Consider the following 15,919-nt stretch of genomic DNA (forward strand, 5'->3'; position numbering starts at 1 on the left):
GTTATGTACTTTGCATCAATCAATGAAATCGTCCTCCACTACAAACAAGAAGGTGCCAGGAATGGCGTTCCCTTGATCTTCATCAATTCTCTGGGAACTGATCTACGCATCTGGGACGCTATAATTCCGAGTTTTACATCATCATACTCAACCGTATGCTATGACAAACGTGGGCATGGTTTATCTGACAGTCCTCTCGTTCCCTACAGCCTCCGCACACATACCCGCGATCTTATTGGGCTCCTTGACTATTTACACATCGATCAAGCTATTCTCGTTGGCATTTCCGTCGGAGGAATGATCGCGCTTGATTTCGCCACGCTACATCCAACCAGAGTCAAAACCCTCATATTATGCGACACAGCCACAAAAATTGGCACAGAAAGCATGTGGAATGAGCGTATTCAGACACTTTACCAGCAGGGGTGGGAATATCTCGCAGATAGTATTCTAGCACGTTGGTTCGCTCCATCATTTCTGCACCTGCAACCGGCTGCATATCGTGGTTATCGCAATATGCTTACCCGTACAACCATCGAAGGTTATGTAGGTACATGCAAAGCAATCCGCGACGCTGACCTTACATTACTAACTCCAGCAGTACAAATAAACACATTAGTCCTATGTGGGAGCAAAGACACTTCGACACCACCTGATCTTGTACGTGCTACAGCAAACATACTACCTCGTAGCCATTTCCAGTTAATCGCAGGAGCAGGACACCTACCATGCATTGAACAACCGCAAATAGTAGTTGACTACATCAAACAATTTTTATCAAGCACCCCTTAAAGGAGCCGCTATGCCTGAAGACATTTTTAATATTGGAATGCATGTACGTCGTGAAGTACTTGGAGATGCTCATGTAGACAAAGCAGAGGGCAACATTACCGATTTCGATGCGGATTTTCAACGTTTTATCACCGAGACTGCATGGGGAAATATCTGGGCGCGCCCGGGACTAGATCGGCAAACGCGTCACCTGTTAACCATTACCATGTTAGCCGCCCTGGGCAAAGAGCATGAATTAGCGCTACACATCCGCGCAACCAAAAACACTAGTGTGACTCCTGAGCAACTCAAAGAAGCACTCTTACAAGTGGCTATTTACGCAGGCGTCCCGGCTGCCAACACAGCGTTTAGAATTGCCAAACAAGTCTATGCAGAAGACCATAAGGAGCAAACATCATGAGAGAAAAAAAACAGCCGCTAACATCATTGGATTGGAAAATACAACCTCCATATTTGTTTGAAGGATATACCTCCACGACCCTGCGTGCCCCTCGCAGGCCACTCATTGCAACACCGCAAACCTTATCTGAACTTACAGGGCCTGTCTACGGACATCACACATTACAACCGCTAGACAACGATCTAACAAAAAATGCGGTTGTCAACGGTGAACCCATCGGAGAACGCATCATTGTCACGGGACATGTCCTGGACGAAAACAACCGCCCGGTGCCGAACGCCTTAATTGAAATCTGGCAAGCCAATTCTTGCGGGCGCTATATCCACAACGTTGACCAACATGACGCCCCCCTGGATCCAAATTTCCGTGGGGCAGGATGTGTTCTCTCTGACGAACGAGGAGAATATCGTTTTACCACGATTAAACCAGGCGCCTATCCCTGGCGCAATCACAACAATGCCTGGCGTCCAGCGCACATCCATTTCTCGATCTTCGGCACGGCCTTTATCTCACGTCTGGTCACACAAATGTACTTTCCTAGTGATCCATTATTAGAGCTTGATCCAATCTACAACAGCATCCCTGACGAAAATGGTCGTAAGCTTCTCATTTCTAAATATGCTCACGACATCACCCAACCTGAATGGGCACTAGGCTATCGCTTCGATATTATCCTCAATGGAAGTAGCATGACGCCTTTTGAAACAAGGGAAGCATAGTATACTCAACAAACGTTCTTCACATAAGGGCAAAGGAGACTATTATGTCACAGCAATCACCCAGTCAAACAGTCGGCCCATTTTTCCACTATGGACTCATCACCCAACCTGATATGAACGTGCTTATAAACGACTATACAAATGGTCAACGTATCCTGATCAAAGGTCAAGTACGTGATGGAGCAGGTCAACCAATCACGGACGCATTGATAGAAATCTGGCAAGCCGATGCCAGAGGATATTTTTATCATCCTGCCGATCCGAACAATATGCTGGCAGACCCACAATTCAAAGGCTTCGGACGTGCCGATACTGTAAATAATGGACAGTTTACCTTTCAAACTATCAAGCCTGGAGCTGTTGTTTATGATAAAGAGCAACAACAAGCTCCACATATTAATATCCGCATCTTCTCACGAGGCATGCTTATACATGCTTACACTCGTCTTTATTTTTCTGATGAACAGTCAGCCAACGTAACTGATCCAATTTTGAATCTCATAGAACCCGAGCGTCGAGCCACACTTATTGCTCAGCTTGAATCGTCCATAGGTCAACCAACTTATCGTTTCGACATTGTAATGCAAAACGATAATGAAACCGTCTTTTTTGATCCACAATTATGATAAACTCACATGCATTTGCATCCCTGCTTGGTGACGCAGATATGGCTGCCATATTTTCGGATGAACAATTCATCCGAAACATGCTCCATATTGAAACAACACTGGCACAGGTACAATCAAAGCTACAAATAATTCCGACGCAAGCCGCTCAACATATTCAACGAGGAGCCTCACAGCTTCATGTCGACATGGAACGCCTACGAATCGGCACCGATCGATCTGGTATCCCTGTCATCGACCTCGTACAGCAACTCAGAGAAATAGTTGATACCAGATCCGCATCATATGTTCACTGGGGTGCAACATCACAAGATATCATGGACACCGCGCTCGTGTTACAGCTTCGCACCGCACTTGAACTCCTCGAAAGACAGATCGAACATCTCATTCAGCAGTTAGCTCAGCTCGCAGACCAGCATCGTACGACCCTTATGGCTGGGCGTACTCATTCGCAGCAAGCTCTACCAATCTCATTTGGCTTCAAGGTAGCTGGTTGGTTAACTCCTTTTCTCAGGCAGAGACAACGCCTGAAACAGTTAAAGCCGCGCCTACTGGTCCTACAACTTGGTGGAGCAGTAGGGACTCTAGCCTCAATCGAGGGCCAAGGGTTACAAGTACAGCAAGCGATGGCACATGAACTTGATCTCAACCTACCCCTCATGCCATGGCATACCCAACGTGATACCCTGGTAGAACTCGCGAATTGGTTATCATTATTGACAGGCTGTCTGGCCAAAATGGCTCAGGATATCATTCTCCTGGCTCAATCTGAAATTGCAGAGCTACAAGAATCTGATGACCCAGCCCGAGGAGGCTCCAGTACAATGCCGCAAAAAGGCAATCCCATCATCAGCGAAGTCATCGTAGCCACAGCGCGAACGAATGCGGCCCTGCTTTCCGCTATGCATCAGGCATTGATTCAAGAACACGAACGAGCTACAGGAGGATGGCAGATAGAATGGCTCAATCTCCCACAAATGATCGTCTTAACAGCTAATGCACTCAGCAAAGCAATCTTCCTGAGTGAACATCTTGTGGTTGACCAGGCTAAGATGAGAGCAAACATCGCAGCATCTCATGGTCTCATGCTTGCAGAAGCCCTTGACCTGGCGCTTGCGCCTCACATCGGACGTATTCAAGCCAAGCAAGTGATTAAGGAAGCCAGCCGGATAGCCATCAAAGACAATCGACATCTTGTTGATATCGTTCGAGAAAAGATAAATGCGCCAATTAATTGGGATGAGCTAAGAAATGAAGCCAGTTATATAGGATTAGCCAATAGCTTTATCGATCGTGTCATCGATGAAGCTAGAAAGTAAAAACAAACTATGAACGAAGTTGTTATCGTGAGCGCAGTTAGAACCCCCATCGGACGTATCCGAGGTGCATTGAGTGATGTACGTCCGGATGATCTAGCTGCTTTGGTCATCAAGGAGGCTGTCAATCGTGCAGGTATTGATCCCACATGGATAGAAGAAGTCTACATGGGATGTGCTAATCAAGCAGGTGAAGATAATCGTAATGTAGCACGTATGGGAGCATTGCTTGCCGGACTCCCTCAAGAGGTTGCTGGAGTCACCATCAATCGTCTCTGTGCCAGTGGGCTCAACGCTGTTAACCAGGCCGCTAGAGCAATCAAATGTGGAGAGGGGGACATTTTTGTAGCGGGCGGCGTAGAAAGTATGACGCGTGCCCCTTACTCACTTCCCAAGACAGCCGCTGGAAATATCACCGGATGGGATACATCACTTGGTTGGCGTTATCCAAACCCGGCGATGAAAGCACTCTTTCCACTTGAGGCGATGGGAGAAACTGCCGAAAACATCTTTGAGATGAGTAACAAAGGTCAGCTTGAAAGTGGAACAATCTCTCGTGAGGATCAGGACCGCTTTGCGCTACAAAGTCATCGTCGTGCGATAGAAGCCATCAACAACGGTTATTTCAAGCGTGAAGTCATACCCGTCACTATTACACAACGCAAAGGAGACCCGATTATTGTTGATATCGATGAACAACCATTTTATCGCAAAGCTGAACATGGATATGAAATAACGACCAACATGGAAAAGCTCAGCAAATTACGTCCTGCGTTTCGTGAAGGTGGCAGTGTCACAGCAGGTAATTCCAGTGGTCTCAATGATGGGGCATGCGCATTAGTTTTAATGTCCAGTGACAAAGCAGATGAGCTAGGCATCAAACCATTAGCACGTTGGCTTGGTTCCGCAGCCGCTGGCGTTAATCCTCGTACAATGGGTCTTGGACCAATCTACGCCACGCGTAAAGTCCTAAAGCGTAACAACCTCACGCTAGAGGATATTAATCTCGCAGAGCTCAATGAAGCCTTCGCAGTACAATCGCTAGCGGTACTTCACGAGCTCGGTTTAAGTGAAGAGATCACCAATGTCAACGGAGGGGCTATCGCTCTTGGACACCCTCTAGGTTGTTCAGGAGCACGAATACTGACAACATTAATCTATGAAATGCATCGCCGTGTCGCCAGGGGTCAGCATATGCATTATGGACTCGCAACGCTCTGCGTCGGCGTTGGACAGGGAGAAGCAACGCTCATCGAACTGGTACCTTAAGGATTAAATATCATGAAGCAAGTCCCACAAATTACAGCTATTGAAGCCGCTGCACTGGTCAAAGACGGTAATACCCTGATGGCTGGCGGCTTTGGTATGACAGGTAACCCAATACATCTACTTCACGCACTGGCGGAAACTCCTACGAAAAATCTGACCTATATAGGCAATAATGTAGGTGAGCCCGGATTAGGAGGCGGCCGTCTATTACGCAACGGGCAAATCAAAAAAACGATCGGATCATTTTTCACCAGTAACCCTGAAGCCGTTGCGGCTGCTCAGTCTGGCGCAATCGATTTTCAGTTATTGCCTCAGGGCTCACTGGCTGAAGCCATTCGCGCTGGGGGAGCCGGCATTGGTGGTTTCTACACTCCCACATCCTATGGCACAATCATTGCCGCCAACAGCGACACCAAAGTAATCAACGGTCAGCCTCATGTTTTTGTTCCAGCCTTACATGCAAACATTGCCTTTATTCGTGCATGGACAGCTGACACCTCTGGCAACCTCGTCTATCGTATGACAGAGCAAAATTTCAACAGAGCAATGGTAATGGCAGCAGACATCGTAATCGCAGAAGTGGAAAACATCGTACCAGTTGGCCAACTTGACCCCAATCAAATCCATACACCTGGCATCTATATAGATTATCTAGTTCAAGCACATACGACATTTGAGGATCTGGGATCATCTTCGTCTATTGGTGATAATAGCAAACGTATCGATCAGGTCCGGATCAATATGGCACGATACGCACTCGCAGAGCTTAAACGGGGAGATGTCGTCAATCTGGGAATTGGTATCCCAACGCTGGTAGCCGATCTGATGACGCCAGACGATGGTATTATTCTCCATACTGAAAATGGCATGCTTGGTATCGGTCCAGCCCCTAAAGCCGGCGGCGCCATGGATTATCCTGTCAATGCTGGAAAAATCCCGGTTACAGCAGTACCAGGAACCAGCTATTTTGACAGCGCTGATTCATTTGCAATGATCCGTGGTGGACACATTGACGTTGCAATTATGGGTGGCTTACAGGTGGACGAAAAAGCCAACCTCGCCAACTGGGCAGTACCCGGCAAGCCTCTTCTTGGAGTTGGCGGCGCCATGGACCTGGCAACTGGAGCACGTAAGCTGATCGTTACCATGACACACACTGAAAATAACGGCAAGGCTAAAATAGTTCCAGAGTGCACCCTACCCCTCACTGCTCTAGGTGCTGTCGATATCATCATTACCGAATTAGCCGTTTTCGCATTTTTTGAAGGACAACTCAGGCTGCGCGAAATCATGCCAGAATCATCAATCGACGAAGTACGTGCGAAAACCACTGCAAACTTCGTTATATAATAGATACCAGGTACTTCTAAACTTTTATGCATGCGACAAAAGTTTAGAAGTGCTTGAGACTCCAACTCTTCCTTTTCAAGTTTCTACCTTTTCAACAGAAGCTTCTACATTTATCAATTCACACTACAGCCAATAGCGTTCTGTAGTAAGACGAAAAGTGGCGCGAGCATGAATATCTTGTGATGAGGAACCGACAAGCACCTCAAATTCTCCAGGTTCAGCCACCCAACTATGTTTAAGGTCATCGAAATAGCCCCAGGACTGATAATCGAGCATAAACGTAATAACTTTGCTCTCTCCTGACTCCAGAGCCACCTTAGCAAATGCCTTCAGCTCTTTTACAGGGCGTACCAACTTTGATTGCAGATCACGCACATAACATTGCACGACCTCTTTACCAGCAAGTTTACCGCTATTATTGATAGTAATATCAGCCTGTAATGTCTCATCTGATGTAATTTCCTGAGCGCTTAGATGCAGATCATTATAAGCAAACGTAGTATAAGACAGGCCAAAACCAAAGGGAAAGAGAGGTGCAACCTTCTTCTTTTCATAATAACGATAGCCAACGAAGATACCTTCCCCATAGTTCACCCGGCCATTCTCACCAGGATAATTAATAAAGGCGGGATTATCCTCTACACGCACCGGAAAGGTCTCAGACAGCTTACCAGAAGGCGTCACATCTCCAAAGAGCACATCGGCAATCGCATTACCGCACTCCTGACCTGGAAACCAGGCTTGCAGGACAGCGGGAACGCATTCAAGCCAGGGCATCGCAATCGGTGAACCAGTATTCAACACAATTATTGTACGAGGATTCGCAGCGGAAATGCGCTTAATTAGCTCAACTTGCTTGCCAGCCAGATCAATATCAGGACGATCAAAGCCTTCACTCTCCCACTCCTCATTCAGCCCAACACAGAGCACCACCACATCGCTCGTAGCCGCCAGTTCCACCGCCTGCTCTATCGCCTGCTGATTCTGAGGCAAAAGATGGCCCAAACGTACAGCTCGTAAAATATTAGGACCTGCTTGACTATACTCAACGCTCAGGTGGTATGTACGACCGGCTTCAAGCTTGACTGTTTTGATTACTTCTGAGCTACCAAAACCAAAGTAAGAATCGCCATGAACTTGCTGATCCCAGTTATTGATAATTTCTTTTCCATCGATCAAAAGACGAGAGAGGCCAGCACTTATCAAGCTAAAAGTATGGATATCTGTCTCAGCAGCGGTATACCAGGCATCGAGCCGGGCCGAAAATTGTTCTGTAGTTAACGTGAACCACTGCATCTCTGAAGATGTAGTAAACTCTGTACCAACAACTTCTCCTGAAAAATCGCTACTATTGTAATACGTGACAATAAAACCCGGGTCGGAATAGCCCTGAGCAACTTCAAGTTGAGGGATATCCACCAATGGAAGCCGCTTAAAATTTGTACAACCTTGTTCGAATGCTACTTTGACGTGATCGCCGACTGCATTCACAATACCTTCAAACGGTGAGATTCGGTAATGTGCAGTCACCTGGGCGCTACCACCAGCCATTATACGCGCTACTTTGGCATTTGGACCAATAACAGCAATCGACTGAAGTTTCTCACGCTGGAGCGGCAAAATATCATTTTCATTCTTCAGCAAAACGATACCTTCAGCGCCTGCCTCACGGATCAATGCTCTATGTTCAGGGCGATCAATAGCCAATTCTTCACTTTCCTGAGGATGTTCAAAGAGGCCAGCCTTCTGAATAAGATGAAGCAGACGAAGAACGATTACATTAAGAGTCTCTTCACTTACTTCGCCATTATTGACAGCCTCAAGCAATTTGGGGCCGCGCCAGATTCCCGGCCCCGGCATTTCCAGATCTAAGCCCGCATTTACCGAAGGACTTGTGCTTTTGACGCAATTGAACCAGTCAGAGACTACTACACCATCAAAACCCCACTCGTGGCGCAAAATATCGGTCAGCAGATAAGCATTCTCGCTCGCATGCTTCCCATTCACCTGATTATAGGCAGCCATAATAGTCCAGCTTTTCGCCTCAGTGATACCGGCTTTAAATGCTGGTAAATATATTTCGCGTAGGGCACGTTCACTCACATCTGAACTGATCGTATCGCGTTCAAACTCGGAATCGTTACAGACGAAATGCTTGATCGACGTTCCAACTCCCTGGCTCTGAACACCATTAATATAAGCCACTGCCATACGCGCAGACAAATAAGGATCTTCAGAAAAACTTTCGAAATTGCGTCCATTGAGTGGTGAGCGATGAATATTTGAAGTTGGTCCAAGCAAGACACTTGCACTCTTTGTTTGAGCTTCCTGACCAAGAGCTTTACCAACACGTTCTACTAGATCTATATTCCAGCTTGACGCCAGAGAAACACCGGCGGGGAAACAGGCAGCAGGCTTTCCATTTGTAAAACTATCGCCACGAGCCCCATTGGGTCCATCGGACATCTTCAATGCCGGTATACCTAAACGTTCAATCGGCTCTGTATGCCACATATCAGAACCAGATAACATTGATACTTTTTCTGCAATTGTCATCTTTGACACAAGTTCTTCAAGCATTGACGGTATCTCCATTGGCTCAATTCCTTCATGGCTGCTTACAAATAAGCTATTTACAATCACACGTAATTATTATGCCATGCCCTCCTGTTAAATGCCAACACCGAACCCTCTCAACATCATTTGTATTGAGATCAGAGCCATAATCGGTATAAAAATCAAACGCAACATCTTGTTGCTCATACGTGTAAGCAAGCGTGCGCCCAAAAGAGCTCCAAGCAATACTCCTAGTGCGACAGGGGCTGCGACAAAAGGCAAGATATCTCCCCGCGACAGATATATACCGGCACTGGCTGCCGCAGTTACTCCAATCATAAAATTACTGGTTGTCGTCGACACCTTCATAGGCAAGCGCATAATTGTATCCATAGCAAGTACTTTAAAAGTACCACTTCCGATACCCAGCAAACCAGAAATCAACCCGGCCACATACATCATTACAAAGCCATAAGGAGTTCGCGTCATCTGATACGAGACCATTTTTCCCAACTTTGCATCTGGATACGCACTTTCTAGATGAAGGCTTGCTGCCAGATAATCATTATGCACTTCCAGAGGCAACTCTTCGCCTAGCTTAAAGACCATTGGAACCACAGAGATCAGCAATATAGCTCCAAAGATGATAAAGAGAAATGATGGAGCTATCCATCCAGCCAGAAACGCTCCACTAATAGCCCCTATTGTTGTAGCAATTTCCAAAAACATCCCAATCCGTATATTCGAGAGATGATCGCGAACATAAGCAACGGCAGCCCCACTCGAGGTTGCAATGACTGCAACAATACTTGCGCCAATCGCATCATATATGGGTAATTTGAAAACCAACGTAAGAAGAGGAACGATCAAAACACCACCACCCAGCCCAACTAATGAACCGATAACCCCAGCCACCACCGAACTGCAAAAAAGTAAAACAAGCTCCAGTGCGGTAAGGTGCATCAAGCACCTCCTTTACCGAGCATAAAACTCACGAGCAAAATCAACAAGACAATACTGGAGATAGCCACAAATGTGTGATCATGTTCAACCGCAAAAGCAATAATAGAAATTGCCACGCGTATCACTGGAGTAGAGATAAGTATAACTAAGCCTAGCAAGATTATTGCTTGAGGTTGTAGTACGAGCAAGCCTACAATAATGTGAGCAATGGTAAATGGAAGTTGCGTATTCATTTGTTGAGAGTCTGGATGCAAAAAAGAGAGCACCACCCCTGATCCAATAACTATCGAACTTAATATCACCCCTGCTTGTAAAACTCGGCTAATAACTATTGTAAGTCTTGCGTCTGCTATATCATATGTAGGTGTATTATTCTTCATGCTGTAGCTTTTTTTCATCCACTCCTCCGGAAGTACTGATGACCTGACGCCATCAACTCAAAGCATATTTTCATGCTAATTTACATTTATTGATTTGTGAGTTTGTATTGTCGCAATAGTATTCAACTTTTCAAAATCCTATAGATTGGCTTTGCAACCTGTTTAGCTTCACTCTAATCATAACCCAAAATCATTCATAATACAAATGAATGATTTTAATATTATCCATAACAAAAATGAATACCTAAGAATGCAAGACTTCTTACAGAGAAATCGATGCTTACGCTTATCGCCGTAATAGCTCTATATAGTTATGATTATCAAATTAAATTTTGCTGAACAGCATAGACAACTGCTGCAGTACGGCAAGTTACACCAATTTTATTGTAGATATGTGCCAGGTGATGCTCAACCGTTTTTCGACTAATATGAAGAGTATGTCCAATTTGAGGAGTACTTTTCCCTTGAGCTAAGAGAGACAGTACCTCACTCTCCCGCTCAGTTAGAGCACCAACATTACGTGACACAGAGCGCTTACGTTTGCGACCGGGGGTTTCATTGCACATCAAAGAGGTTACCAGAGCTTCGTAGCACGATCTATCCAATTGGACTTCTATCATTGAACGCATCTTAGACAAGGCTTCGGCTGGATTTTCCAGCGTTCCCTGCTGCTGAATATACTCAGCATAGGTATTTGCGACAGCTAAGATACGACCATGTAAAGGAATCTGCTTCCCATAAAGTTGCCGATGATACCCTTGGCCATTGATCCATTCATGATGAGATGCCGCCGCTTGAGCCAGATCATGAAGAGGCACGACCTGTTCTAAAATATGTTGTGTATAATAAGGATGAAGGCGATATGTCTCCCAGTCACTTCTTGATCGGCGTGCTTCATCCTTGATCACAATTCCTATCGGAATGGCAACCATACCCACATCATGCACAAGAGCAGCACAGCGCAATCTAATCAGCTCACTCTTCTGCAACCCAAGTTGATCGCCGATTCCTACAGCAATTTTAGCGACTATCTGTGAGTGATGCCAGGTCTTACGAGCTTTGAGGTCAACAAAGTCCGCCAGTGCTTCACACACATCCTCAATCTGATTCTCCCATAGCTCCTCGGTCTGAGTAGACGGCCTGATAGCCATAATGTCCTCAGGCGTCTGTTGATCAAACGTCTCCCAAAACCCTTCTTGCTGTGCCAACGCCAAGAATGCATCGACAATATCTGGATCAAATCGCTTCTCGCGCTTTTCTTGCAGAATTGCCCCTGGTGCAAATTTTCCACTAAAATGATATACCAGCTCAATAACCTGTGAAATATGTAGAATGCGTGCGGTGATAGGCACAGCAGATCCCTTAAGACCATAGGCCATACTTCTACCATCCCAACGTTCCCATTGCAAACGAAGTGCCTGCTGAACTAAGGTTGAAAAACCAAGTCGACGCGCAAAGAGCTCTGCCACTTCACAATGGCTACGCATTGCTTCCTTAATAATGGGTCTGCATTGCACCATAAAAGATAGAAGCTTCGTAACTCGAACAGGAAATTGCGCATCTAATGGGACGTACTTTGACAACCAACTAACCATATCATTGAAACTTGATGGATCAACTAAAATAACCTGTGACAAAGAAAGCTTCTCATCATCAGGAAAGAAGGCTGCCATACCAGCTGCACAAGCAGTGCATGCTACATCTTTAAGGAGACACCCATAGAAAATAGCCTCCCTCTCTTCCTCTTCCAACATCAGTGCATCAGCAATCTGCAACCCCAGATAAGCACTTTTCACACCATGCTCGATATGACCGCCGAATCCTATGCCCGTTGCAAAAGACAAAGCCTTCAACAATGTCGCAATGTTACCTTCTGTTTGTTTATGATTAACCATACTTACGCTTCGCCATTCCACTTTACTAGCAGTAGCCTCAAAAAACAGGTGGACTCCCCTATGTTATCTCCTCAAATAAACGTTATACTGCTATCATATCATTCCATTCTTTTAGGAGACAAGAAAGAAACAATATAACTCCTATCATTTCCTCTGCCAGGTTGGAACAGTTCCTTACAGGGAAACGGTAAGTAGTGAGTGGATAGTAATGTAATTTGTTAAGGTTAGCAGCCAAATTCTCAATCCCATCAGATCCTGCTAAAAGACTCCTCATAGATGACCTTATCTAATCAATTAGCTAAAAATTTCATACTACTTGCAGACAATAGTATTAAAATCCATCTATATTATTGCACTGATCTCCTTCTTGTGATAAAAATCCTGTAACATCCACATTAGTATAATGAAATGCCGGCATATTAATAAAAAGAAAGAGTGCATGATGCATAGATTGAAGGCCAAGAAAAAATGGCCGTTTTTTCTAGTATTTCTCGCTGTTAATCTTCTTTTACTCTTAATGATGAGCTTGTATCAAACTTCCAGCATGGCTGCTACACAACCAACAGACACAGTGGAACAATATTTCACCCATGCCGCACAGCAAACAAGTGTCCCATCAGAGGTTCTAAAAGCCATCTGTCAAACAGAGGGACAAATGAGCATGCATCAAGGTATCGCAAATATTAGCGGTGGCTATGGCTGCATGAATCTTATTCACACAACCACAACAAATGGTTGCCAGGCGCTCGAAGCCTCTTCAGGTAAAGCCTGTACCCATAACTTTGTACGAAAAAATATTGACACGCTTGATCAAGCCGCTAAATTGCTGAATGTCAATGCTAACCTCATCGAAAAAGATCTGGCAACCAATATTCTTGCTGGTGCCTGGATCTTGCGTACCGATGCCTTAACGCTCTCACCAACGTTGCCCACCACTCTATCCGATTGGTATGGGGCAGTAGCGGCTTATAGCAATGCAACCGTACCTGCAACTGCACATATGTATGCAGATGCAGTCTTTCACCTCATCAATACAGGTTTTAGTGCCAAAACCGATCAGGGACAAACAATACAATTATCGCCGCAAACCATTACACCCAATACGAAAACCTTTCATACAAGTACCGTGACCACTTCTGTTCCCAGCGGTTGTACTACTGGCGATGCTGATTATAGTCCGGCAATCAATTGCATTCTAGATCCCACAACACATGACTGTAATATCGTAGCCAGCGATCAACCTTGCAACTATGAATCAGCCAATCGGCCAACCGATTTATCAATCGACCAGATCGTGATTCACGATGTTGAAGGGAGTGCTCTCTCGGCCTTAAGTACGTTCCAAGATCCCAGTAGCGCAGTCAGCAGCCACTACATTGTAGACACTGATGGAACCGTCTACGAAGTTCTACACAACAAAGATCTTGCCTATGCCGCAGGAAACTACTGGTACAATCAACACTCTATCAATATCGAGCACGCAGGATACGATGCTACAGGTTATCAATGGTACAACGCGCTCCAATATCTCGCCTCTGCGAAACTTGTTGCATTCCTGATAAAACAATACAATATTCCACTCAACCATGATCACATTGTATCCCATGGAACGATACCAGCCTCGCTTCTCAGCGTTGCTCCAAATCATGTCGATCCCGGACCATACTGGCTCTGGCCATACTACCTTAACTTAATACACCAGCAAGGTATTCCCTATCCCCTACCAAATACATCTCAGAAATTTGTAACAATTATTCCCAAAACTGGTCAAAAGCCCCTGGGCTCAAACGGTACCGAAACGGCGAAAAATTTCAACTTTTTCTCAGTGTATACCGATCCCAGTACAGCTTCTGGACTCGTACCTCACTCGGGTGATGCCTCCGACATCACTGACGAGACGACCAACGTCGAGTCACTTACCACCTATGCATATACTGCAAAGCGTAAAGATGCAGCCGGCACAGGTGATACCATGTACCAAATCTGGTATGGGGAAGAGGATCAACCTGATGCCACCTATCCAAATAATCATTATGCGCACGCGAAACAAGCATGGCTAGCAGTCCCACCTGGAGATGCTCTAGAGTATATAGGAAATGGGAAAGTCATTACCTTCCCATCTACTAGTAGCACCGTTCCTATATACGGACGTCCAGCCACACTGAGTGTTGGTTATACAGCGTATCAACTTGGTGAAGCTCCAAGTAACGCCATCTTTGTCTCCGCCTATACCACACAAATACAAGAAACCGATGGCACATTCACACGCTGGTATGAAATCAACTACAACCATCGGCAGGCATGGGTACCATTCAACGAAGTAAAGGGGTAAATGCCAATTAATCAGGCATCTTCTCATTAATTCATCTAAATACACCAACAAAGTAACCATTCCTTTGTGAGCGGCTTGGAGAAACTCTCATTTCTGTTACAGCCGCTCACAAATCCCAACCTCATTGCTCCTACTAACCTTATCTAGAAATATAATTATCTCAACTTCCTAGACCCGCAAACGATACGTAGGAAATTGCGAAACTTGCGCATTCAACACATTAGTAGGAGTCTCTTTTCGTAAGGCGCTGGCAACATGTTCAGCAGCTTTTTGTTGAACATCGATCACTGCATCTTCCGAATAGAAGGCAGCATGCGGAGTCACGATAACATTCGGCAAGGAGAGCAACGGATAATCTTGCAGTGGTGGTTCTTGGACCAGCACATCCAGCGCAGCCCCTGCAAACCAACCTTCTTTAAGAGCCTGATAAAGCGCAACTTCATCGATAACCGCTCCTCGTGAGGTATTAATCACATAGGCAGTTGGCTTCAACAAGCGCAAAGCACGAGTGTCGATCATCCCGCGTGTTTCTATGGTAAGAGGCACATGAATTGATACATAATCAGATAATGACAAAAGCTCATCTAGATCATTCGTAGCAACACAATTTGTGCCAAAAGCAGCCAGGTCCTCAGCAGATAAACGAGGCGTATACACAACCACTTTCAATCCAAATCCCAAAGCTTTCGGCACAAGCGTTTGTGCGATATTGCCATGCCCAATAATCCCCAATGTCTGCCCATATAAACGCCGTATTGAGCCACCGGTATTCACCTGCCAGATGCCTTGCCGTGTAGCAGTCGCATACGTTACAATCTGTCTGGAGCAAGCAAGTAAAAGTGCCATTGCATGATCAGAAGCCTCATCCAGACAAAAATCAGGAACATTAGTAACGAGAATACCAAGCTGTGTCGCATGCTCCACAGCAATATTATCCACCCCAATACCGTAGCGACTCACGATTCGACAACGCGGAGCTGCATCCAGGACAGCGGGCGTGACTTTTTTCCAATTCGTCAAAATAGCATCGCACCCTGGAGCAAGCTGGATCAGCTCAGACTCCTCGCCACTATGCGCCTCAATAATCTCGGCATCCACACGCTGCAAAATAGCTCGCTCAATATCAAGCGAAGGCCACGCATAATCAGTAATCAAGACTTTTGACGTCATGCTTTACACCTTACTCATGTTTAAATAGACAGAATTTAATCGCCATATTCTCCTCGAATACTCAAATAATAACATGAACTGGTCACGATCTTACCACATACATTTATATTCATCGATATAAAAAGCATTCTCAAAGATTATATCGAGCCTG

13 protein-coding genes are annotated in these 15,919 nt (G+C 45.4%); 8 read left to right on the forward strand and 5 right to left on the reverse strand.

Annotated elements, in window-relative coordinates; all coding sequences use genetic code 11:
* Positions 1–3 precede the first annotated feature (3 nt).
* From pcaD to AC27N8_RS13885, 7 genes are read left to right on the forward strand one after another with little or no spacing between them, the layout of a single operon-like run.
* Positions 4–792 (forward strand): 3-oxoadipate enol-lactonase, encoded by a 789-nt coding sequence (gene pcaD, locus AC27N8_RS13855; protein ID WP_487067966.1) that lies wholly within the window; start codon positions 4–6, stop codon positions 790–792.
* Positions 793–802: 10 nt separating this feature from the next.
* On the forward strand, positions 803–1,192 hold the full coding sequence (gene pcaC / locus AC27N8_RS13860) for a 4-carboxymuconolactone decarboxylase (RefSeq protein ID WP_487067967.1): 390 nt from the start codon (positions 803–805) through the stop codon (positions 1,190–1,192).
* Positions 1,189–1,911, forward strand: coding sequence for a protocatechuate 3,4-dioxygenase subunit beta (gene pcaH / locus AC27N8_RS13865; protein WP_487067968.1), 723 nt, complete (start codon positions 1,189–1,191; stop codon positions 1,909–1,911). Before pcaC ends, pcaH begins: the two co-directional genes overlap by 4 nt.
* 44 nt (positions 1,912–1,955) lie before the next feature.
* On the forward strand, positions 1,956–2,537 hold the full coding sequence (pcaG, locus tag AC27N8_RS13870) for a protocatechuate 3,4-dioxygenase subunit alpha (protein WP_487067969.1): 582 nt from the start codon (positions 1,956–1,958) through the stop codon (positions 2,535–2,537).
* On the forward strand, positions 2,534–3,856 hold the full coding sequence (gene pcaB, locus AC27N8_RS13875; RefSeq protein ID WP_487067970.1) for a 3-carboxy-cis,cis-muconate cycloisomerase: 1,323 nt from the start codon (positions 2,534–2,536) through the stop codon (positions 3,854–3,856). The genes pcaG and pcaB overlap by 4 nt, the downstream gene beginning before the upstream one ends.
* Before the next feature lie 9 nt (positions 3,857–3,865).
* Positions 3,866–5,122 (forward strand): thiolase family protein, encoded by a 1,257-nt coding sequence (locus AC27N8_RS13880; protein WP_487067971.1) that lies wholly within the window; start codon positions 3,866–3,868, stop codon positions 5,120–5,122.
* Positions 5,123–5,134: 12 nt separating this feature from the next.
* A complete protein-coding gene (locus AC27N8_RS13885; protein ID WP_487067972.1) occupies positions 5,135–6,472 on the forward strand; it encodes a 3-oxoacid CoA-transferase in 1,338 nt (445 codons plus the stop codon).
* Positions 6,473–6,595: 123 nt separating this feature from the next.
* Here the strand turns inward: AC27N8_RS13885 and AC27N8_RS13890 are convergent, their stop codons facing one another.
* From AC27N8_RS13890 to AC27N8_RS13905, 4 genes are all read right to left on the reverse strand, one after another.
* Entirely contained in the window at positions 6,596–9,067 is a 2,472-nt protein-coding gene (locus AC27N8_RS13890; protein ID WP_487067973.1) for a beta-glucosidase, read from the reverse strand.
* 75 nt (positions 9,068–9,142) lie between these two features.
* The gene (locus AC27N8_RS13895; RefSeq protein ID WP_487067974.1) at positions 9,143–9,991 is read right to left on the reverse strand and encodes a sulfite exporter TauE/SafE family protein; all 849 of its coding nucleotides are present in this window, start codon (positions 9,989–9,991) and stop codon (positions 9,143–9,145) included.
* On the reverse strand, positions 9,991–10,389 hold the full coding sequence (locus tag AC27N8_RS13900) for a DUF1634 domain-containing protein (protein WP_487067975.1): 399 nt from the start codon (positions 10,387–10,389) through the stop codon (positions 9,991–9,993). The genes AC27N8_RS13895 and AC27N8_RS13900 overlap by 1 nt, the downstream gene beginning before the upstream one ends.
* A gap of 302 nt (positions 10,390–10,691) precedes the next feature.
* Positions 10,692–12,266 (reverse strand): HD domain-containing phosphohydrolase, encoded by a 1,575-nt coding sequence (locus AC27N8_RS13905; protein WP_487067976.1) that lies wholly within the window; start codon positions 12,264–12,266, stop codon positions 10,692–10,694.
* A 661-nt stretch (positions 12,267–12,927) separates the two neighbouring features.
* On the opposite strand from AC27N8_RS13905, the gene AC27N8_RS13910 reads away from it, so the two are divergent.
* Positions 12,928–14,598, forward strand: a complete 1,671-nt coding sequence (locus AC27N8_RS13910) for an N-acetylmuramoyl-L-alanine amidase (protein ID WP_487067977.1) — start codon at positions 12,928–12,930, stop codon at positions 14,596–14,598.
* A 168-nt stretch (positions 14,599–14,766) separates the two neighbouring features.
* Here AC27N8_RS13910 and AC27N8_RS13915 read toward each other — a convergent pair whose 3' ends face one another.
* Positions 14,767–15,768 carry a C-terminal binding protein gene (locus AC27N8_RS13915; protein WP_487067978.1) on the reverse strand — a complete coding sequence of 334 codons (1,002 nt, stop codon included), beginning with the start codon at positions 15,766–15,768 and terminating at the stop codon, positions 14,767–14,769.
* Positions 15,769–15,919: the final 151 nt, after the last annotated feature.

This window comes from Dictyobacter sp. Z7_2, from assembly GCF_057551105.1.

What these genes read in the sequence shown, in the direction of transcription:
- pcaD (WP_487067966.1), top strand. Translation starts at nt 4, where the DNA reads ATGTACTTTGCATCAATCAATGAAATCGTCCTCCACTACAAACAAGAA.
- pcaC (WP_487067967.1), top strand. Translation starts at nt 803, where the DNA reads ATGCCTGAAGACATTTTTAATATTGGAATGCATGTACGTCGTGAAGTA.
- pcaH (WP_487067968.1), top strand. Translation starts at nt 1,189, where the DNA reads ATGAGAGAAAAAAAACAGCCGCTAACATCATTGGATTGGAAAATACAA.
- pcaG (WP_487067969.1), top strand. Translation starts at nt 1,956, where the DNA reads ATGTCACAGCAATCACCCAGTCAAACAGTCGGCCCATTTTTCCACTAT.
- pcaB (WP_487067970.1), top strand. Translation starts at nt 2,534, where the DNA reads ATGATAAACTCACATGCATTTGCATCCCTGCTTGGTGACGCAGATATG.
- AC27N8_RS13880 (WP_487067971.1), top strand. Translation starts at nt 3,866, where the DNA reads ATGAACGAAGTTGTTATCGTGAGCGCAGTTAGAACCCCCATCGGACGT.
- AC27N8_RS13885 (WP_487067972.1), top strand. Translation starts at nt 5,135, where the DNA reads ATGAAGCAAGTCCCACAAATTACAGCTATTGAAGCCGCTGCACTGGTC.
- AC27N8_RS13890 (WP_487067973.1), bottom strand. Translation starts at nt 9,067, where the DNA reads ATGGAGATACCGTCAATGCTTGAAGAACTTGTGTCAAAGATGACAATT.
- AC27N8_RS13895 (WP_487067974.1), bottom strand. Translation starts at nt 9,991, where the DNA reads ATGCACCTTACCGCACTGGAGCTTGTTTTACTTTTTTGCAGTTCGGTG.
- AC27N8_RS13900 (WP_487067975.1), bottom strand. Translation starts at nt 10,389, where the DNA reads ATGAAAAAAAGCTACAGCATGAAGAATAATACACCTACATATGATATA.
- AC27N8_RS13905 (WP_487067976.1), bottom strand. Translation starts at nt 12,266, where the DNA reads ATGGTTAATCATAAACAAACAGAAGGTAACATTGCGACATTGTTGAAG.
- AC27N8_RS13910 (WP_487067977.1), top strand. Translation starts at nt 12,928, where the DNA reads ATGCATCAAGGTATCGCAAATATTAGCGGTGGCTATGGCTGCATGAAT.
- AC27N8_RS13915 (WP_487067978.1), bottom strand. Translation starts at nt 15,768, where the DNA reads ATGACGTCAAAAGTCTTGATTACTGATTATGCGTGGCCTTCGCTTGAT.